The following is an 18,822-nucleotide window of genomic DNA, read 5'->3' on the forward strand; positions in this document are numbered from 1 at the left end:
TCCTTCTCAAGCCGTGCGCCACAGCTTGCAACGCGCCGTTGACAGGATTTCCACGCACAGCTGGCCGTAGCTCATGCCAGCGGCCCGGGCCCCCATGGGCACCAGCGAATGGCTCGTCATGCCCGGCGAGGTGTTCATTTCCAGCAGCCAGGGCCGCGCCTGCTCGTCGAGCATGACATCGGCCCGGCCCCAACCCTCGCAACCCAGCGCACGGTAGGCGCGCACCGCCAGGTCCTGGATATGCCGGGCCAGATCATCCGGCAAGGCGGCCGGGCATTCATAGCGCGTGTCATTGGACACGTACTTGTTCTGATAGTCGTAGTTGCCTTCAGGCGCAAAGATCTCGATCACCGGCAGGGCCCGTGCCTGTGCCCCCGCCCCCAGGACCGGGACGGTCAGTTCCCGCCCACGAACGAACTGTTCGGCCAGGGCCAGGTCATCGAACCGGCAGGCCAGCGCCTGCGCTTCGCGCAGCTGATCCGCTGAATCGACCCGGGTCAGCCCCAACGTCGAGCCTTCATGCGGGGGCTTGACGATCAGCGGCAGGCCCAGGGCCTGGACCAGGTTCGCGGGATCGGCGTCACACGCAAGCTCGACAAAGCGCGGCGTGGGCAGCCCATGCTGCAACCACAGGCGCTTGGTCGCGATCTTGTCCATGGCCAGGCAAGAAGCCAATGGCCCACTGCCGGTATAGGGAATCTGCAACAGTTCCAGCGCACCCTGCAGCGTGCCGTCCTCGCCATAGCGCCCATGCAGCGCAATGAACACGCGATCAAACCGCGCCGCCGCCAGGTCTGCCAGGCTGCGCTCCCCGGTATCGAACAGATGGGCGTCGACGCCTTCCTCGCGCAACGCAGCGCAGACCCCGGCCCCCGACATCAACGAGACTTCCCGTTCGGCAGAACTGCCACCGTACAGCACGCCCACGCGGCCAAATGCCTGGCTCATAGCGGACTCCCCAATTGAGCGGGGACACGGCTGATGGAGCCTGCCCCCATGATGATCACGACATCTCCGTCGCGCGCAAAATCCCCGATCGCGGCCGCCATGTCGGCCACGTCCTCGACAAAGACCGGCTCGACCTGCCCCGCCACCCGCAGCCCGCGCGCCAGCGCACGGCCGTCGGCGGCAATCAGCGGCGCCTCGCCGGCCGGATAGACTTCGGTCAGCAACACGGCATCGGCCGAACCCAGCACCCGCACGAAATCCTCGAAACAATCACGAGTGCGCGTATAGCGGTGCGGCTGGAAAGCCAGCACGATGCGCCGGTCCGGCCAGGCACCGCGCGCCGCTGCCAGGGTCGCCGCCATTTCGGCCGGATGGTGGCCGTAATCGTCGACGACGGTGTACACACCACCGCCATGCTTCTGCGCTACCGGGAACTGGCCGACCAGGGTAAAGCGGCGCCCCACGCCCCGGAACTGGGCCAGCGCCTCGGCGATCGCCTCGTCGGGCACGCCCAGTTCGGTGGCGACGGCGATGGTGGCCAGGGCATTGAGCACGTTGTGCCGGCCCGGCAGGTTCAGGCGCACGGACAGGGGCGCCAGATCGCCCTGGGCGCCCTCGCGCTCGACCTCGAAGCACATGGCAGTGCCGTCGGCGCGCAGATCGCGTGCGCGCACCTGGGCCGGCATGTCGATGCCGTAGGTCGTCACGGGCCGCGACACGAAGGGGATGATCTCGCGCACATTGGCATCGTCCACGCACAGCACCGCGCTGCCATAGAACGGCAGGCGCTGGGTGAACTCGACAAAGGCGCTCTTCAAGCGCGCCACGTCGTGCCCATAGGTGTCCATGTGATCGAGGTCGATGTTGGTGACAATCGCCATCACTGGCAGCAGATTCAGGAACGAGGCATCGGATTCGTCAGCCTCGACGACGATGTAGTCGCCCTGCCCGAGCCGCGCATTGGCGTCGGCCGCATTCAGCCGTCCACCGATGACAAAGGTGGGGTCCAGTCCACCCGCAGCCAGCACGCTGGCCACGAGGCTGGTGGTGGTGGTCTTGCCATGCGTGCCCGCAATGGCGATGCCGCGCTTCAGGCGCATCAGTTCGGCCAGCATCAGGGCACGCGGCACCACGGGAACACGTGCGGCACGGGCCGCCAGCACTTCCGGATTATCTGCATGAATGGCGGTGGACGTGACCAGGGCACCTGCGCCCTGGATATTTTCTGCGGCGTGGCCAATCAGGATGCGCACGCCAAGCGACGCCAGCCGCTGTGTCACGGCCGTGTCCTGGACATCGGAACCGCTGATTGAATAGCCCAGGTTCAGCAGGACCTCGGCGATACCGCTCATGCCCGAACCGCCGATGCCGACGAAATGAATGTTGCGAATCCGATGCTTCATGCCGACTCCTCCAGGCTGTGGACGCAGGCATCGGCAATCAACTGCGCGGCGTTCAGACTTGCATGTGCGTGGGCGTGGGCCGCCACTGCGGCCAGTTCGGGCCGCTGCCGTTTGGCCAGCCAGGCCGACAGCCCGGCTGCGTTCAGGTCAGCCTGAGGCATCAGCCAGCCACCACCACACTCCGATAGATAGCGGGCATTGGCCGTCTGGTGATCATCGATGGCGTGCGGCAAGGGAATGAACAGGGCCGCCACCCCCACGGCTGCGACTTCGGCCACGGTCATGGCGCCTGCCCGGCAGACGACCAGATCGGCCCAGCCCAGGGCTTCGGCCATGTCATCGATGAAGGCCGTGATTTCACCATCCACCCCCAGGCGCTCATAGTGTCGGCGCACCCCTTCGACATGACGTTCGCCCGTCTGGTGGCGCACCTGTGGCCGCGTCTCGGCAGGCAGCAGCGCCAGTGCCTCGGGCACCAGTTCGTTCAGGCGTGCTGCCCCCAGGCTGCCCCCCACGACCAGCAGGCGCAGCGCCCCTTGACGGCCGGCATAGCGTTCGCCCGCAGGCGGCACCGCTGTCAGTGCGGCACGCACCGGGTTGCCTACCATCAGCGCATCGGGCAGCGCGCCAGGAAAGCCGCACAAGACCCGTCGAGCCATGCGGGCCAGGACACGATTGGCTGTGCCCGCCACGGCATTCTGTTCATGCACGACCAGCGGAATGCCCGCCAGTCGCGCCATCAGGCCACCAGGAAACGCTGCATAGCCGCCCATGCCCAGCACCACGTCCGGATGATGTGCACGCAACAGGCGCCATGCACGCACGCAGGCAGCCCCCAGGGTGAACGGTAGTTTCAGCAGCGCGGCAGCACCCTTGCCGCGCACGCCACCAAAGCGCAACGGCAGCAATTCGATGCCATGCGCCGGCACCAGCCGACCTTCCATGCGGGCCGGATCCCCCAGCCACAGCACGTGCCAGCCAGCGGCGCGCAGCACCTCGGCCACGGCCAGCCCGGGCATGATATGCCCACCCGTGCCGCCCGCCATGATCAGGATCGTGCGCTCGCTCATCGCCGTTTCCCCCGCATCATGCAGCGCGTTTCGTAATCCACCCGCAGCAACAAGGCGATCGCCGCCAGGTTCATGACGATGCCCGACCCTCCATAGCTGACCAGCGGCAGGGTCAATCCCTTGGTCGGCAGCAGACCCAGGCAGACCCCCACATTGATGAAAGCCTGCACGCCCATCCAGAGCGCCACCCCCTGGGCGACCAGTCCGTCGAAAACCCGATCCAGCACCATGGCCTGACGCGCAATGTCGAACCCTCGCATGACGACGTAGGCGAACACGGCAATCAGGCACAGCACCCCGACCAGCCCGAGTTCCTCGCCAATGACGGCAACGATGAAATCGGTATGGGCTTCGGGCAGGTAATGCAGCTTTTCGATACTGGCCCCCAGGCCGACACCGAACCACTCCCCCCGACCCAGGGCGATCAGGGAATGGGACAGCTGATAGGCACTGCCGTAGGCATTGTCCGGATTCCAGGGATCCAGATAGACGAACAGGCGTTCGCGACGCCAGGGCGACAGCCAGATCAGCATCAGAAAGCTGGACATGACCCCCCCCAGCAACAGGGTGAACAGCTTCAGGTTGATCCCGCCAATAAAGAGGATGCCGACCGCGATCGCGCCGATGACGATGAAAGCGCCCAGATCGGGCTCCAGCAACAGCAGCACTCCCACCAGCATCAAGGCCAGCGCCATCGGGGCGAAGCCGCGCACGAAGCCGCGCACGAAGCCACGCAGGTGAGACTGCTTGCGCACCACATAATCGGCCGCATACAGCAGGATGGCGATCTTCATGAGTTCAGATGGCTGGAAATTCACGATCCCCAGGGGCAGCCAGCGCCGGGCGCCATTGACCTCGCGGCCGATGCCGGGCACCAGCACCACCACCAGCAGGGCCAGCGTGAGAAAAAACAGCGGCACGGCGATCTTCTGCCAGATCTGCATCGGAATGCTGGCGGTGAACAGCGCAGCCAGCAGCCCAATGACAATGAAGGCCGCGTGACGTCCGACAAAATAGAAGCGGCCATAGCTTTCGTAGCGCGGCCCGTCGGCCAGGGCGATCGAGGCCGAATACACCATGAGCAGGCCGAACAGGACCAGGGCGCTGACCGCCACGATCAGCCCCACGTCCACGGTGGGCATGGCCGTGCGGCCCGGCCGTACCGCATTCACACTGCTGCTCAGGGATCCCAGCACGCTCATGCGACCTCCCCGCGCTCGATCGCAAGTTCGCGCACGGCCTGGACGAAGCATGCGCTGCGATGGGCATAGTTGCGGAACATGTCCATGCTGGCGCAGGCTGGCGACAACAGCACGACATCGCCCGGCCGGGCCAGGTCCAGCCCCTGGGCCACGGCGTCTTCCAGTGTCGCGCAGGACCGCAACGGCACCGCGCAATCCGCCAGTGCGCGCCCGATCAGCGGTCCATCCTGCCCAATCAGCAAGACAGCGCGCGCATGGGCGCGCACCGCAGGCACCAGCGGCGCGAAATCCTGCCCCTTGCCCAGCCCCCCGGCGATCAGCACCACTGGCCGGCTCAACCCTTTCAGGGCAGCCAGCGTGGCACCCACATTGGTGCCCTTGCTGTCGTCGATGAAGTCCACCCCCGCGACCGTACGCACGAATTCCATGCGATGCGCCTCGCCCTGATAGCTGCGCAGGGCATGCAGCATGGGCGCCCAATCCAGACCGATGGCGCGGCCCAGGGCCAACGCTGCCAACACGTTGAGCGCGTTGTGGGTGCCCAGGATGCGCAGCGCCTCGGCCGGCATCAGTGCCTGGGGCGACACGACGGGCCGCACGGCCGGAGCCGCGTCAGGCGCCGCACGGCGGCGACGGGCCGGAGCCAGGGAGACCGGATCCGCCTCGGCCTCGGGGGCGGTCGCCAACCAGACCAGCCCCTGCTGCATCAGCAGGCCAAAATCCCCCGCCCGGGCCGGCGCATCCGCACCGAACCCGCGCACTCGCCCATCAGCCAGATCAGGGACCATGTCCCGCACCAGCGGATCGTCGCGATTGACGACGGCGATCCGCGCCATGTCCAGCAAACGCGCCTTGGCAGCCGCGTAGGCCCGCATAGAACCATGCCAGTCCAGATGATCCTGCGTGACGTTGAGCACGACTGCGGCATCCGGGGCCAGAGACGACGTGGCCTCCAGCTGGAAACTGGACAGTTCCAGCACCCAGACATCGGGCAGGCCGTCCTGTTCCAGCGCGTCTTGCAGGCTGGCGAGTGCGGCCGGGCCGATATTGCCGGCTGCGCGCACACTGCGCCCGGTAGCCTCGACCAGATGGCGCGTCAACGATGTGACCGTGGTCTTGCCATTGGTGCCGGTGACCGCCAGCAAGGCGGGCGCATAGCCCTGTGCGCGCAGATCGGCCAGCGCGCGCGCGAACAGTTCGATTTCCCCCAGAATCTCGATGCCTCGATCACGCGCGGCAGCCAACAGACCGGCCACGGGCGCCTCATGAGGATTCAAGCCTGGACTGAGCACCAATGTATGGACCTGGTCGAGTGCTTCGGCCACCAGCGCATCAGGCCCCAGGCGCATGTCGGCATCGATCCCATCCGCCTGCAGTGCGTCCAATCCGCTGGGCTGGACGCGCGTGTCCAGCACCCGCAAACGGGCGCCCCGCGCAGCGCACCAGCGCGCCGCCGCCACGCCCGTTTCCCCCAACCCCAGGATCAGGGTCAGGCCATCGCGGCGCAGAGAAGGGAAATCGCAGGCGCTCATCATCGCAATTTCAGGCTCGCCAGGCCGATCATGACCAACATCATGGTGATGATCCAGAAACGGACCACGACTTGGGTTTCTTTCCAGCCGCCCACCTCGAAATGATGATGCAGGGGCGCCATGCGGAAGATCCGGCGGCCTTCCCCATAGCGTTTCTTGGTGTATCTGAACCAAGTGACCTGCAGCATCACCGACAGGGTCTCGACCACGAACACGCCCCCCATGATGAACAGGACGATCTCCTGGCGCACGATGACAGCGATCGTGCCCAGCGCACCGCCCAGCGCCAGGGCACCCACATCGCCCATGAACACCTGGGCCGGATACGTGTTGAACCACAGGAAGGCCAGACCCGCGCCAGCGATGGCCGCACAGATCACCATCAGTTCGGATGCGCCCGGAATATAGGGAAACAGCAGATACTTGGAATAGTCCACCCGCCCGACCACATAGGCAAAAATCCCCAAGGCCGAACCGATCATCACGGTCGGCATGATGGCCAGACCATCCAGGCCATCGGTCAGATTGACGGCGTTGCTGGTGCCCACGATCACCAGCCAGGTCAACGTGCAGAAACCGAACACGCCCAAGGGATAGCTGACCGTCTTGAAGAACGGCACGATCAGGTCGGCGCGCGCCGGCAGCGGCATGGAAAAGCCGCTCAAGACCCATTCGCGAAACAGCGGCCAGAGCGCCGTATTGGCCGGCGCCGACACGGCAAAACTGAGATAACCCGCAGCCACGGCACCGATCAGCGCCTGCCAGAAAAATTTCTGCCGCGCCGGCATGCCTTCCGGATCATGGTGCACGACTTTGCGGTAATCATCGGCCCAGCCGATCCAGCCGAACCCGAAGGTCACCAGCAATACCACCCAGACGAACCGGTTGGTCCAGTCCGCCCACAGCAAGGTGCTGATGCCGATGCCGATCAGAATCAGCGCGCCGCCCATGGTGGGGGTACCGTTCTTTTGCAAATGCGTCTGCGGGCCATAGCTGCGCACCGCCTGACCGATCTTCAGCGCCGTCAGGCGACGGATCAGCCAGGGACCGGCCAACAGGCCGATGGCCAGCGCCGTGGCACACGCCAGCAAGGCGCGGAAAGTGATGTATTCCACCACGCCAAAGGCGCGGAAATGTTCATCGGACAGCCAGCGCGCCAATTCAAGCAGCATGGTCCCCCCCCCGTGAGGCCGCGTCCATATCGAGCGCCTGCACCACACGCTCCATGCGCATGCTGCGCGAACCCTTGACCAGGATGTGCCCCGGGCGCGCCGCCAGCAGATGCGGCAACAGTTCATCGAGCGCATCGAAGGCCTGGGCCTGGGGACCAAAGGCCTGCGCAGCGCCCCGGGCAGCAGGCCCCAGGGTCAGCAGCGCATCCACCCCGCACTCGCGGGCATAGGCGCCTACCTCGGCATGCATGGCCGGCCCCTGGTCACCGACTTCGCCCATATCGCCCAGCACCAGAATGCGCCGCCCATCCAGACCGGCCAGCACATCGATAGCGGCACGTACGGAATCCGGATTGGCGTTGTAGCTGTCATCGATCAGCTGGAAGCCATCGGGCAGCAGACGCGGTTGCATCCGCCCGCCGACCGGCGTGAACGCTGCCAGGCCGGCCGCAATGGCGGCCACCGGCGCACCCGCGGCCCAGGCGCAGGCGGCTGCCGCCATGGCATTGCGCAGATTATGGCGTCCTGGCGCATGCACCACGACCGGGACTGTTTCCGAACCCAGGTGCAGGCAGAATTCCGTCTGCGCCGTCCCGGCGCGAATCTGCGAAGCATGCACGTCGGCCGTGTCGGCAAAACCAAAGCACCGGCTCAACCGCTGACCGGCCAGCCCGCGCCACAACCCGCTGTATTCCTCATCGACCGGGAACACCGCAATACCATCCCCCGGCAGTGCATGCAGCACAGTACCGTTCTCGCGCGCCACGGCTTCGACCGTGTTCATGAATTCCTGATGTTCGCGCTGGGCGTTGTTCACCAATGCGACCGTCGGCTGGGCAATGGCGGCCAGCACGGCAATTTCCCCAGGATGGTTCATGCCCAGTTCGAACACGGCGGCGCGATGTTCCGGACGCAGGCGCAACACCGTCAAGGGCAGGCCGATGTCATTGTTCAGGTTGCCGCGTGTCGCCAGGCGACCATCATCGCCACACCAGGCGGCCAGGATCGCCGCGATCATTTCCTTGGTCGTGGTCTTGCCGTTGCTGCCGGTCACGGCGATGACCGGCAGGCGGAACTGGCGCCGCCAGGCCGTGGCCGCACGCCGCAGGGCCAGGCGGGTATCGCCCAGCACGATCTGAGGCAGGTCAACCCCGGGCACCCGGCGAGCGACAATGGCGGCACGCGCGCCCGCCTGGGCGGCAGCCCCCAGGTAATCATGACCATCGAAGCGTTCGCCTTCGAGTGCCAGGAACAAGGCACCAGGCGGCAGCGAACGGGTGTCCGTGGACAGCGCTGCACCCTGTTGCCAGGTCAAAGCAAAACGCGCCCATTCACGGTCATCGAAGGGACTGCGCACATGATGAACGTCCTGGTAGGTTTCGTGTCCCTTGCCCGCCAGCAGCACCACATCCCGCTCACCCGCGCGCCAGATGCTTTCCAGAATGGCATCGGCCCGGTCGATCCAGACGCCCGGTCGATCCGGCATGCCCGCCACGATCTGCTCGATGATGGCCTCGGGCGCCTCGGTGCGTGGGTTATCGGTGGTCACCACCACCGTATCGGCCAGCCTGGCCGCCACCGCGCCCATCAGCGGCCGCTTGCCGGCATCGCGATCACCACCGCAGCCAAACACACAGTGCAGGCGACCGCCACGATCGCTGGCCAATGGCCGCAAAGCAGTCAACACCCGCTCCAGCGCATCTGGCGTATGCGCGTAATCCACCACGACCAGCGGCTGGGACCGGGTCGAGCCGGCACCGCCACCCAAGGCGGTGACCACCTGCAATCGACCAGGCACGGGGTGCAACACGGACAAGGCGCGAGCCATGCGGCTCAGGCCCCAGCCCAGTTCACGCAGCACCCCGGCCACCAGCAGCAGATTGGCAATATTGTGTTCCCCGACCAGATGGGTCAGGATCTGAGCGCTGCCGGCCGGGGTGACCAGCTTGAAGACCAAACCATTGGCGCCATGCTGGATGTCCTCGGCGCGAAATGCTGCTTCGCAGTCGCGCCGCAGACTGTAGCCCACCCGGCGCCCGGAAATCGCGGCACTCGCCAGCAATTCCTGCCCAGCGGCATCGTCGGCATTGATGACCGCGCCGCGCAAACCCGGCCGGGCGAACAGGGCAAATTTTGCCTGCTTGTAGCGTTCTGCCGTGCCGTGATAGTCCAGATGATCGCGCGTCAGGTTGGTAAAGCCCGCCACCTGAATACTGACGCCGTCCAGCCGGCCCTGCTCGATCCCGATCGAAGAGGCCTCGATCGCGGCGGCCACACCGCCCGCCCGCGCGATGGCGGCCAGACTGCGATGCAGCGTCAACACATCCGGCGTGGTCAGCACGCCACCCAGATTGCGGCCATCGGCCATCGTCACGCCCAGCGTCCCGACAGTGCCACAAGGCATGCCCTCGGCGTTCAGCGCAGCCGCAATCCACTGCGTGGCAGACGTCTTGCCATTGGTACCCGTGACGGCGATCACCGTCAGAGCATCAGACGGACGGCCGTACCACAGGTGGGCGATTTCGCCCAGCAATGCCGCCAGCCCCTCGACCTCCAGAACAGGCACGGCGGCAGGCGCGGGATGGCCGCCGCCCGCCTGCCGGATGATGGCGGCTGCACCAGCCGCTACGGCGGCATCCATGTAGGCGCGGCCGTCCGTAGCGATCCCGGGGCAGGCGAAGAACACATCACCCGCCTGCAGCTGACGCGAATCCAGACACAGATCCGCCTTGCGATCGACCCGCTCGTCCAGCCAGGCCATGATGTCCACTAGAATCATTGTGTGCGTCCTCCCTGCTCCGCCACAGCCACCAGGGAATCCACGGGCGCGTCGGGCCGCACGCCAAGACGGCGCAGGGTGCTTGAAACGATGTCGGAAAAGACCGGGGCGGCCACGCGGCCGCCATAATATCCCCCGGCACCCGGCTCATCGATCGACACGGCCACGACAATGCGCGGATCGGACACCGGCGCCAGGCCCACGAAGGACCCACGGTACTTGGTCTTGCTGTACTGGCCATTGACGATCTTGCGCGCCGTGCCGCTCTTGCCCGCCACCCTGTAGCCCTGCACCTGGGCGCGCTTGGCGCCATCCGGCCCGGCAGCGGCTTCCAGCATGCCGCGCATCAACAGGGCGATCTGGGGGGAATAGACCTGCACGCTGGTGGGCTGGCCCTCGCGGCGCAGCAGGGACAGCGACACCATGTCGCCATTGCGGGCAAAGACGGTGTAGGCATGCGCCACCTGCAACAGGGATACGGACAGCCCATAGCCGTAGGCCATGGTGGCGCGCTCGATCGGCCGCCAGCGCTGCCAGGGCCGCAGGCGGCCCGAAGCCATGCCGGGGAAATGCGTCTGGGGGACGCGCCCGAAGCCCAGCGCCGAAAACGTCTCCCACATGGACTGGGACGACAGCTTCTCGGAAATCATGGTCATCCCGATATTGCTGGAGCGCTGGATGATGCCGCCCACATCCAGCACGCCGTTGCGGCTGACGTCGGAAATCACGGCTCCCTGATAACTGTAGCGGCCATTGCCCGTATCGAACTGCGTATGCGTCGTGATGATGCCCTCGTCCAGGGCCAGCGCGGCCGTGAACGGTTTCATGATCGACCCGGGCTCAAAGGTATCGGTGACGACGCGGTTGCGCAGCGCCTGACCCGTGCGTTCTGCCGTATCGTTCGGATCGTAGGACGGCAGGTTGACCATCGCCAGGATTTCACCCGAACGCGCGTCCAGCACAATGGCCGCCGCCGCGCGCGCCTGATGTTCCTTCATGGCGGCCTTGAGTGCCGTGTAGGTGTCGAACTGGATCCCCGCATCGATGGACAGCTGCAGATTCTGGCCATCGACCGGCGGCACCACAGCCTGGACGTCCTCGACCACGCGACCCAGCCGATCACGGATCACACGCCGGGAACCCGGCTGGCCCGACAGCCGATCATTGAACGCCAGTTCGATGCCCTCGATGCCTCGGTCCTCGATATTGGTAAAGCCGACGACGTGCGCCATGACTTCGCCTTCCGGATAGAAGCGGCGCGTCTCGGCCAGTTGCTGGATCCCGGGGATCTTCAGCTGCTGGATGGCCTTGGCCTTGTCGGCGGACACCTGCCGTTGCAGGTAGACGAAATTCTTGTCTTCGTCCTGGGTCCGCTGGCGCAGTTCGGCGGGCTTGACGCCCAACAGGCGCGCCAAGTCGGCAACCTGAGCCTCGGTGGCCTTGTGAAAGTCCTCGGGAATCGCCCAGATGGCCCGAGCCGGCACACTGGAAGCCAGCACCACCGAGCCGCTGCGATCCAGGATCTTGCCGCGCGATGCCTGCAGAACCAGCGTGCGCTCGTAGCGGCGCTCTCCCTGGCGCTGCAGGAATTCATTGGACAGAATCTGCAGATTCAATGCCTTGACCGCCAGGGCGACAAATCCCAGCATGAGCACGATCACCACCAGCCGCGCACGCCAGAAAGCCGGCCGACCGGCCAGCACGGGGCTTTCATGGAAACCAAAGCGTTTCATGGCCTGGCCTCCGTCACGGCGGGTTCCGGCTGCTGCAGGTAGATCGTGCGATCCGGCGTCACGGACACCAGATGCAAATCAGTGCGGGCCAGGGAATCGATGCGGGCATTGCGGGCCAGTTCTGCCCGTTCCAGCTGCAGGCGGCGCCATTCCGCATCCAATTCATGGGCATGGGACTTCAGCCGCTCGGACGCGACGAACAGTTCCCGCGTCTGGAACCGCACCGTGACCAGCGAAATGGCCGAGGCCATCAGCAAGACTGCCAGAAACAACGTCAGCCGGACCATCGCGCCCCCTTCCCTGCCCGGCGCGCTGGCGCCGGACGACCGGGCAAACGGACAAAGCCGGCGGCCTCATCCAGCGACAGGGGCGCATCGGTCCGTTCTGCCACGCGCAGCACGGCCGAACGCGCACGCACGTTGTCCGCCACCTCGGCCTCGTCCGCCTGGACGCGGCCCAGCAAGGTCACGTAGGGTTGCGGCATGTCCCGCTCGGGAATCGGCAGCCGTGCCTGGTCCCGGCCCGGGTGGGCCGCAGCGGCAAAACACTGCTTGACCATGCGGTCTTCCAGCGAATGGAAACTGATCACGGCCAGACGCCCCCCCCCGCGCAGGCGCGTCAGCGCTGCCGGGAGGGCGTGCGCGAGCTGCGCGAGTTCTTCATTGATGTGAATCCGTATAGCTTGAAAGGTGCGGGTGGCCGGGTGTTGACCCCTTTCGCGCGTACGGACGGCACCGGCGACGAGCTGGGCAAGTTCGCCCGTGGTGCGCAGCGGCCCGGATTCGCGGCGCGCAACAATCGCCTTTGCAATCTGGAAAGCAAACCGTTCTTCGCCATAATCTGCGATGACCTCCTTGATCTGTTCCTGGTCGGCTTCGGCCAGCCATTGCGCCGCCGTCTGCCCGCGGCTGGTGTCCATACGCATGTCCAGCGGGCCATCCCGCATGAACGAAAACCCACGCTCCGCATCATCGATCTGGGGCGAGGACACCCCCAGATCCAGCAGCATTCCATCGACTTGGGCAATGCCCAGGCGATCGAGTTGCTCGATCAAGGTGGCAAAACCTGCGTGGACGACCTCGACCCGGTCATCGACGGCACGCAACGCCTGCGCCTCGGCAATCGCCACAGGGTCCTTGTCGAACACCAGCAGCCGGGCCCCCGGGGCCAGCCGGCTCAACAACAAACGGCTATGTCCGCCCCGCCCAAACGTGCCATCCACATACACGCCATCCAGTGGCGGGACGACCGCTGCCGGCAACCGACGGCCGAACGCAGGACTCAACAATGCGTCGATGGCCGGTTCCAGCAGAACGGTACGATGGGAATACGCCATGTGCGGGTTCAGAAAGAAATCTGTTCAAGAATGGCCGGATCAAGATTGCCCACATCTGCCATGCAACGCGCCTCCCACTGGGCGCGGTCCCACAACTCGAAGTTCGACCCCAGTCCCAGCAACATGACGTCCCGGCTCAGGCCGGCAGCCGCACGCAATTCGGGCGCCACCAGGATGCGGCCCGCGCCATCCATGTCCACGTCCTGGGCGTTGCCCAGCAGCAGGCGTTGCAGCGGACGGGCCGAAGCCGGCAAGGCCGCGATCTGCAGGCGTTTTTCTTCCCAGGTGGAACGGGGATAGAGCATCAGGCAACCATCCGGATGCCGCGTCAGGGTCAGCCGCCCCTGTTCCTCGGACTGCAGGACGTCACGGTGCCGGGCCGGAATGGACATCCGGCCCTTGGCATCCAGCGTGAGCGCGCTGCTTCCTTGAAACACGAGGCGATTCCTCCCACTTCATGACACAAAAATCTACTTTGTCCCACTCTACGGGATGGATCGATGGCGGTCAAGGCAAAAATTGAAATTTATTCAATGACAACAAGCACTTACAACTGTTTTTAAGAATTAAAGCGCAAATAAAACCCTGAAAAATCAATGCATTGGGAACCAAACTGAAAGTCCTTTGTTAGGTCGCGGCCTTTCTTGGCGAGGATCGCCGCGTCCCACACCTGCTCAAATTCCCAATTGACACGCCACGGGACAGCCGATGTAATGAAATCCCCCCCGGGCCAAAACACCCACACGCCTGGGGGCCAGACTCGAAAGCATCCGAGCCTGTTTTGTTGCCGGGCCGTCGATTCGAAATATGGGTTCTAGCACAGCCGCCGACAGGACCGAATGCGCACAATTTCCTATGCGCCGATCCAGGGGACCCCGCAGTGCAGCGACAATCCCCAGAAAGCACTGCATGCATCGAAAAAGCGGAACAGATCTATAGGCCGGATTCTGTACGCCGGGTTGCCCCGGCGGGCGATCATTCCTCTGGGCGGGCCATTGCTGGACCGCTCTAGCCATCTACCCGCATGCTCGGGCGGGCCGCCCTGTCGGCACGAAGCCGGCGCATGCCTATTTGATGTTGCTCCCGATAGAGGTTGCCGCGTTTCACCCTGCCGCGAACCGTCCGGACGAACCGGACGGACGATACGGAGATGGCCGTACCGGTGTGCGCCTTGCGGCACACCCTCGCGACAGACTCGTCTCTGTGGCCCTGGTCCTCGGCTTTCCCCGGAGGGATTGCCGGACGGCCGTTAGCCGCTATCGCGCCCGATGGAGTCCGGACCTTCCTCGATGCCTGACGGCACCGCGATCGCCCGATCTGCCCCGCGACGGCATTGTACGACAGCGCCCAGGCGGACGCCCCCGGCACACCCCCTCCCAAACTGCGACAATACCCCTTTGGTCCCGACGCACCGCCAGGACCCGAAACCGCATCACCGCCACCTGCCTCATGTCCGATACCCTGATCGCCCTCTCTCAGGCCCAACTGGCCTACGGCCACCACCCCTTGCTCGACCACGCCGACCTGACCCTGCTGGCCGGCGAGCGCATCGGCCTGATCGGCCGCAACGGCGCGGGCAAATCTTCCCTGTTGCGCGTCCTGGACGGCCGCGTCCAGCTGGACGATGGCGAAATCCGGAAACGCAGCGGCTTGCGCATCGCCACCGTCGAACAAGAACCCACACTGCCCGAAGACGAAACCATCCTCGCCTATCTTTCAGGCGATCTGCTGGCCACAGAAGACTGGCACCGTTCAGCACGCGCTGGCGCACTGATCGACGCCCTGGGACTCGCTGCGGACCAAACCATCCATGGATTGTCCGGCGGCATGCGCAAACGGGTGGCCCTGGCCCACGCCCTGGTCCAGGAACCTGATCTGCTGCTGCTCGACGAACCCACCAACCACCTGGATTTCTCTGGCATCACCTGGCTGGAAGACTTGCTGCGCACCACACGCGCGACGGTGGTGCTGATCACACACGACCGGCGTTTTCTGGATGCCGTGGCCACCCGCATCATCGAACTCGACCGGGGCCAGCTGCTCAGCTTTCCGGGTAATTTCTCTGCCTGGCAAGCCCGCAAGGCCCAATGGCTGGCCGCCGAACAGCAGGCCAATGCCCGCTTTGACAAGCTGCTTTCCCAGGAAGAGGTCTGGATCCGCAAAGGCATCGAAGCCCGCCGCACCCGCAACGAAGGCCGGGTCCGACGCCTGGAGGCGCTACGCCGCGAACGTGCCGAGCGGCGTGAACAACAAGGTCAGGTGCGATTTTCTCTGGCGGACGGCCAGCGCTCCGGCAAACTCGTGGCAGAACTGCAGGATGTCACGCACGGCTACGGCGAGCGCATCCTGATCCGGGATTTCAGCACCCTGATCCAGCGCGGCGACCGCATCGGCCTGATCGGTCCCAATGGCGCCGGCAAGACGACGCTGCTACGCATCCTGCTGGGCGAACTGCAACCGCAACAAGGCCGCGTGCGCCTGGGCACCAATCTATCGATCGGCTATTTCGATCAAATGCGCGACCGGCTCGACGAATCCGCCACCTTGGCCGACACCATCAGCCCGGGCAGCGAATGGGTGGAAATCGGCGGCCAGCGCAAGCACGTCATGAGCTACCTGGAAGACTTCCTGTTCCCTGCCGCCCGCGCGCATTCCCCCGTGTCCAGCCTGTCGGGGGGAGAACGCGCCCGCCTGGCGCTGGCACGCATGTTCGCCCAGCCGCACAATGTGCTGGTGCTGGACGAGCCCACCAACGACCTGGACATCGACACCCTGGAACTGCTGGAAAGCCTGCTGCAGGACTACCAGGGCACCGTACTGCTGGTCAGCCATGACCGCAGCTTCCTGGACAACGTGGTCACGCAGATCATCGCCGCCGAAGGCGATGGTCTCTGGCGGGAATACGTCGGCGGCTACGACGACTGGGAAGCCCAAAGACCGCACGCTGCCGCTCCGTCGCTCCAGGCGACAACACGCGCCGGGCGGCAATCCTCGCCGCCCCATGCTGGCGAACCCGACACACCGCAGGCCGCACCGACCAGCACCCCGGCCCCAGCCGCTGTCAAGCCGCGCAAGAATCGCCTGGCCCCCTGGGAGGCCGAAGAACTGGCCGGCCTGCCGGACCGGATCTCCGCGCTGGAATCAGAACAGGCCGCCCTGGCGGCGCGCCTGTCCGACCCCGATCTGTACAGCCAGGGACCTGACGAGGCGCAGCGCATCCAGCAGACGCTGGGTGAACTGGAAAAGGAACTGGAGGCCCTGTTCGAACGCTGGGCCCTGCTGGAGGAAAAGCGCGGTGATTGAGACATCCGGCCTGCAGGCCGCTCCGATTCGCCAGGCACGGAGCATCTCCAGCCCAGGCAGCTCTCCACGTCGCGGCCTGCAGGCCGCTCCGATTCGCCAGGCACGGAGCATCTCCAACCCAGGCAGCTCTCCACGTCGCGGCCTGCAGGCCGCTCCGATTCGCCAGGCACGGAGCATCTCCAGCCCAGGCAGCTCTCCACGTCGCGGCCTGCAGGCCGCTCCGATTCGCCAGGCACGGAGCATCTCCAACCCAGGCAGCTCTCCACGTCGCGGCCTGCAGGCCGCTCCGATTCGCCAGGCACGGAATAGTCCGCAGGGACTATTCCGTGTCCTGGCTCATCCACCTCAATGATTCTCCGGCTGCTAGGGGGACGATCACATCGTCGCCCAGCGGCAGTTCCGGAGGGATGGCGTTTTCGACCCGGTGCAGGGTCAGCGTGCCGGTATTGACGGGCAGGCCGTAGAACGCCGGGCCGTGCAGGCTGGCAAAGGCTTCCAGCCGATCCAGCCGGCCCACGGACTCGAACGCCGTCGCGTACAAAGCCATGGCATGGCGCGCCGTATAGCACCCTGCGCAGCCACAGTCCTGTTCCTTGGCGCCGCGCGCGTGAGGGGCGCTGTCGGTCCCCAGGAAGAAACGCGGATTGCCGCTGGTGGCTGCTTTCAGCAGGGCCTGGCGGTGGGTTTCCCGCTTCAGGATGGGCAGGCAGTACCAATGGGGCCGCAGACCGCCCTGGAACAGGGCATTGCGGTTGTACAGCAGATGCTGCGGCGTCAGAGTGGCGCCGATGGGGCCGTCGGCTTCCGTCACATAGGCCGCTCCATCCGCCGTGGTCAGATGCTCGAACACCACCTTCAATTCCGGAAACGCGCGCCGCAATGGCACCATGACGCGTTCGATGAAGACGGCCTCGCGATCGAACAGATCGACCGCTGGATCAGTGACCTCGCCGTGGACCAGCAGCGGCATGCCGCAGTCCTGCATTGCCGCCAGTGTCTGCTGGCACTGGCCCAGCAGATCCGTGACACCCGCGTCCGAATGGGTCGTTGCCCCGGCTGGATAGAGCTTCACCCCATGCACAAAGCCGCTGTCAAGCGCCCGACGAATCTCGTCCGGCGACGTGTGATCCGTCAGATACAAGGTCATCAGCGGCTCGAAGGCCGGTGTCTCTGTCCCCGCATGTTCCGCCGCCTGCCGCAACGCGGCCAGGATGCGCGCGCGGTAGGCGCGCGCATCCTGGGTCGTCAGCACTGGCGGTTTCAAATTGGGCATGATGATCGCGCGCCCGAACTGCCGCGCGGAATCCAGCACCACGCTGCGCAGCACTGCACCATCACGTACATGCAGATGCCAGTCATCGGGGCGGATCAGGCGGATGCTGGCAGGCCGGGCAGAAGCCCCAGCCACAGCGGCGGCGCGATCGGGTGAAGCGGGGATGGAAGTCTGTCGCACAGTCTGACAATCCTGTTTTGTCTTTCGGGGAAACACGCGGTATGCTGCGAGGGCTATTCACTCAACACTGTAGGAGCCTGCATATATGGCAACCACCGAAAAGTCCGGTCGCAAACCCAATGCGGCATTCATGAAGCCCCTGACCCCCAGTGCCACTCTGGCGGCCGTGATCGGCAACGAAGCCGTGCCTCGCACCGAAGTCACCAAGCGCATCTGGGACTATATCAAGAAGCACAATCTCCAGGATCCCGCGAACCGCCGCAACATCAATGCGGACGCCAAGCTGCGCCCTCTGTTCGGCAAGGATCAGGTTTCGATGTTCGAACTGACCAAGCTGGTCAGTCAGCACCTGAAATAAGCAGTGTTGCGGCGGGCTGTCACGGCAGCCCCGCCGGAATCACAGGCCCGGAAGCGGTGTTTCTCCGGCCCAATGCGCCAGCCAACCCTTGGCGATGCGATAGATGATCCAGATCACGGCCACCAGGCCCGTGACGAAGCCGACGAAGATCAGGCTTCCCAGCGCACTGAGCGCCAGCCACAGCAAGCCCCACCAGAATGTCCGAATGATCCAGTCGATGTGGCCGGCATAGACGGTGCCAACCATATCGCCACGTTTCAGGTAGGCCAGCACCACGGCAGCCAGAACGGCCGCGCCGAAAATCCCTGCAGACAGGATGCCAATGGCAAACAGCGCATACATCAGGTGGATGAGCTGCCGCTGGTTCAGGCCCTTGTCGATGTCGGGGGTATCGTCGCCTTGAATCATGAGGTCTCCTGCAGGACGCAAGCGGTATGCCTGCGGTTGAACGGTATATCTTATTCTATCCCATGATCCCAAAGACAAAGCCCCCGCAGAGAGGTTCTGCGGGGGCTTTGCGGTATAGAAGCCTG

General features: G+C 65.3%; 15 protein-coding genes and 1 other RNA gene. 2 read left to right on the plus strand and 14 right to left on the minus strand.

Annotation, left to right across the window (positions count from 1 at the left end):
• Positions 1–6: 6 nt before the first annotated feature.
• The 12 genes from RBR29_RS03020 to rnpB all read right to left on the minus strand — a co-directional run bounded on the left by RBR29_RS03020 (position 7) and on the right by rnpB (position 14,499).
• Positions 7–948 (minus strand): D-alanine--D-alanine ligase, encoded by a 942-nt coding sequence (locus RBR29_RS03020; RefSeq protein WP_320347109.1) that lies wholly within the window; start codon positions 946–948, stop codon positions 7–9.
• Positions 945–2,351 (minus strand): UDP-N-acetylmuramate--L-alanine ligase, encoded by a 1,407-nt coding sequence (murC, locus tag RBR29_RS03025; RefSeq protein WP_320347111.1) that lies wholly within the window; start codon positions 2,349–2,351, stop codon positions 945–947. Before murC ends, RBR29_RS03020 begins: the two co-directional genes overlap by 4 nt.
• Positions 2,348–3,421, minus strand: coding sequence for an undecaprenyldiphospho-muramoylpentapeptide beta-N-acetylglucosaminyltransferase (murG, locus tag RBR29_RS03030; protein ID WP_320347113.1), 1,074 nt, complete (start codon positions 3,419–3,421; stop codon positions 2,348–2,350). The genes murC and murG overlap by 4 nt, the downstream gene beginning before the upstream one ends.
• Complete coding sequence (gene ftsW, locus RBR29_RS03035) at positions 3,418–4,623, minus strand: putative lipid II flippase FtsW (RefSeq protein WP_320347116.1); 1,206 nt, start codon at positions 4,621–4,623, stop codon at positions 3,418–3,420. The genes murG and ftsW overlap by 4 nt, the downstream gene beginning before the upstream one ends.
• Complete coding sequence (gene murD, locus RBR29_RS03040) at positions 4,620–6,155, minus strand: UDP-N-acetylmuramoyl-L-alanine--D-glutamate ligase (protein WP_320347118.1); 1,536 nt, start codon at positions 6,153–6,155, stop codon at positions 4,620–4,622. The genes ftsW and murD overlap by 4 nt, the downstream gene beginning before the upstream one ends.
• A complete protein-coding gene (gene mraY, locus RBR29_RS03045) occupies positions 6,155–7,327 on the minus strand; it encodes a phospho-N-acetylmuramoyl-pentapeptide-transferase (protein ID WP_320347120.1) in 1,173 nt (390 codons plus the stop codon). The genes murD and mraY overlap by 1 nt, the downstream gene beginning before the upstream one ends.
• Complete coding sequence (murF, locus tag RBR29_RS03050) at positions 7,317–10,106, minus strand: bifunctional UDP-N-acetylmuramoyl-L-alanyl-D-glutamate--2,6-diaminopimelate ligase MurE/UDP-N-acetylmuramoyl-tripeptide--D-alanyl-D-alanine ligase MurF (RefSeq protein ID WP_320347122.1); 2,790 nt, start codon at positions 10,104–10,106, stop codon at positions 7,317–7,319. Before murF ends, mraY begins: the two co-directional genes overlap by 11 nt.
• The gene (locus tag RBR29_RS03055) at positions 10,103–11,839 is read right to left on the minus strand and encodes a penicillin-binding protein 2 (RefSeq protein ID WP_320347124.1); all 1,737 of its coding nucleotides are present in this window, start codon (positions 11,837–11,839) and stop codon (positions 10,103–10,105) included. Before RBR29_RS03055 ends, murF begins: the two co-directional genes overlap by 4 nt.
• The gene (gene ftsL, locus RBR29_RS03060) at positions 11,836–12,126 is read right to left on the minus strand and encodes a cell division protein FtsL (protein ID WP_320347126.1); all 291 of its coding nucleotides are present in this window, start codon (positions 12,124–12,126) and stop codon (positions 11,836–11,838) included. Before ftsL ends, RBR29_RS03055 begins: the two co-directional genes overlap by 4 nt.
• On the minus strand, positions 12,114–13,175 hold the full coding sequence (rsmH, locus tag RBR29_RS03065; RefSeq protein ID WP_320347129.1) for a 16S rRNA (cytosine(1402)-N(4))-methyltransferase RsmH: 1,062 nt from the start codon (positions 13,173–13,175) through the stop codon (positions 12,114–12,116). Before rsmH ends, ftsL begins: the two co-directional genes overlap by 13 nt.
• Before the next feature lie 8 nt (positions 13,176–13,183).
• The gene (gene mraZ, locus RBR29_RS03070; RefSeq protein ID WP_320347131.1) at positions 13,184–13,612 is read right to left on the minus strand and encodes a division/cell wall cluster transcriptional repressor MraZ; all 429 of its coding nucleotides are present in this window, start codon (positions 13,610–13,612) and stop codon (positions 13,184–13,186) included.
• A gap of 483 nt (positions 13,613–14,095) precedes the next feature.
• Positions 14,096–14,499: RNase P RNA component class A (gene rnpB / locus RBR29_RS03075), an RNA gene on the minus strand.
• Between the two features lie 125 nt (positions 14,500–14,624).
• Between rnpB and RBR29_RS03080 the strand changes: the two genes are divergently transcribed.
• Complete coding sequence (locus RBR29_RS03080) at positions 14,625–16,478, plus strand: ATP-binding cassette domain-containing protein (RefSeq protein ID WP_320347133.1); 1,854 nt, start codon at positions 14,625–14,627, stop codon at positions 16,476–16,478.
• 319 nt (positions 16,479–16,797) lie between these two features.
• Here the strand turns inward: RBR29_RS03080 and pyrC are convergent, their stop codons facing one another.
• A complete protein-coding gene (gene pyrC, locus RBR29_RS03085) occupies positions 16,798–17,886 on the minus strand; it encodes a dihydroorotase (RefSeq protein ID WP_320347141.1) in 1,089 nt (362 codons plus the stop codon).
• A gap of 130 nt (positions 17,887–18,016) precedes the next feature.
• On the opposite strand from pyrC, the gene RBR29_RS03090 reads away from it, so the two are divergent.
• Positions 18,017–18,289 (plus strand): SWIB/MDM2 domain-containing protein, encoded by a 273-nt coding sequence (locus RBR29_RS03090; RefSeq protein ID WP_320347135.1) that lies wholly within the window; start codon positions 18,017–18,019, stop codon positions 18,287–18,289.
• 39 nt (positions 18,290–18,328) lie between these two features.
• On the opposite strand, the gene RBR29_RS03095 is transcribed toward RBR29_RS03090, so the two are convergent.
• Positions 18,329–18,697 (minus strand): hypothetical protein, encoded by a 369-nt coding sequence (locus RBR29_RS03095; RefSeq protein ID WP_320347137.1) that lies wholly within the window; start codon positions 18,695–18,697, stop codon positions 18,329–18,331.
• Positions 18,698–18,822: the final 125 nt, after the last annotated feature.

The organism is Castellaniella sp. (assembly GCF_034007085.1).
Taxonomy (GTDB): domain Bacteria; phylum Pseudomonadota; class Gammaproteobacteria; order Burkholderiales; family Burkholderiaceae_B; genus Castellaniella.

What these genes read in the sequence shown, in the direction of transcription:
- RBR29_RS03020 (WP_320347109.1), bottom strand. Translation starts at nt 948, where the DNA reads ATGAGCCAGGCATTTGGCCGCGTGGGCGTGCTGTACGGTGGCAGTTCT.
- murC (WP_320347111.1), bottom strand. Translation starts at nt 2,351, where the DNA reads ATGAAGCATCGGATTCGCAACATTCATTTCGTCGGCATCGGCGGTTCG.
- murG (WP_320347113.1), bottom strand. Translation starts at nt 3,421, where the DNA reads ATGAGCGAGCGCACGATCCTGATCATGGCGGGCGGCACGGGTGGGCAT.
- ftsW (WP_320347116.1), bottom strand. Translation starts at nt 4,623, where the DNA reads ATGAGCGTGCTGGGATCCCTGAGCAGCAGTGTGAATGCGGTACGGCCG.
- murD (WP_320347118.1), bottom strand. Translation starts at nt 6,155, where the DNA reads ATGAGCGCCTGCGATTTCCCTTCTCTGCGCCGCGATGGCCTGACCCTG.
- mraY (WP_320347120.1), bottom strand. Translation starts at nt 7,327, where the DNA reads ATGCTGCTTGAATTGGCGCGCTGGCTGTCCGATGAACATTTCCGCGCC.
- murF (WP_320347122.1), bottom strand. Translation starts at nt 10,106, where the DNA reads ATGATTCTAGTGGACATCATGGCCTGGCTGGACGAGCGGGTCGATCGC.
- RBR29_RS03055 (WP_320347124.1), bottom strand. Translation starts at nt 11,839, where the DNA reads ATGAAACGCTTTGGTTTCCATGAAAGCCCCGTGCTGGCCGGTCGGCCG.
- ftsL (WP_320347126.1), bottom strand. Translation starts at nt 12,126, where the DNA reads ATGGTCCGGCTGACGTTGTTTCTGGCAGTCTTGCTGATGGCCTCGGCC.
- rsmH (WP_320347129.1), bottom strand. Translation starts at nt 13,175, where the DNA reads ATGGCGTATTCCCATCGTACCGTTCTGCTGGAACCGGCCATCGACGCA.
- RBR29_RS03080 (WP_320347133.1), top strand. Translation starts at nt 14,625, where the DNA reads ATGTCCGATACCCTGATCGCCCTCTCTCAGGCCCAACTGGCCTACGGC.
- RBR29_RS03090 (WP_320347135.1), top strand. Translation starts at nt 18,017, where the DNA reads ATGGCAACCACCGAAAAGTCCGGTCGCAAACCCAATGCGGCATTCATG.
- RBR29_RS03095 (WP_320347137.1), bottom strand. Translation starts at nt 18,697, where the DNA reads ATGATTCAAGGCGACGATACCCCCGACATCGACAAGGGCCTGAACCAG.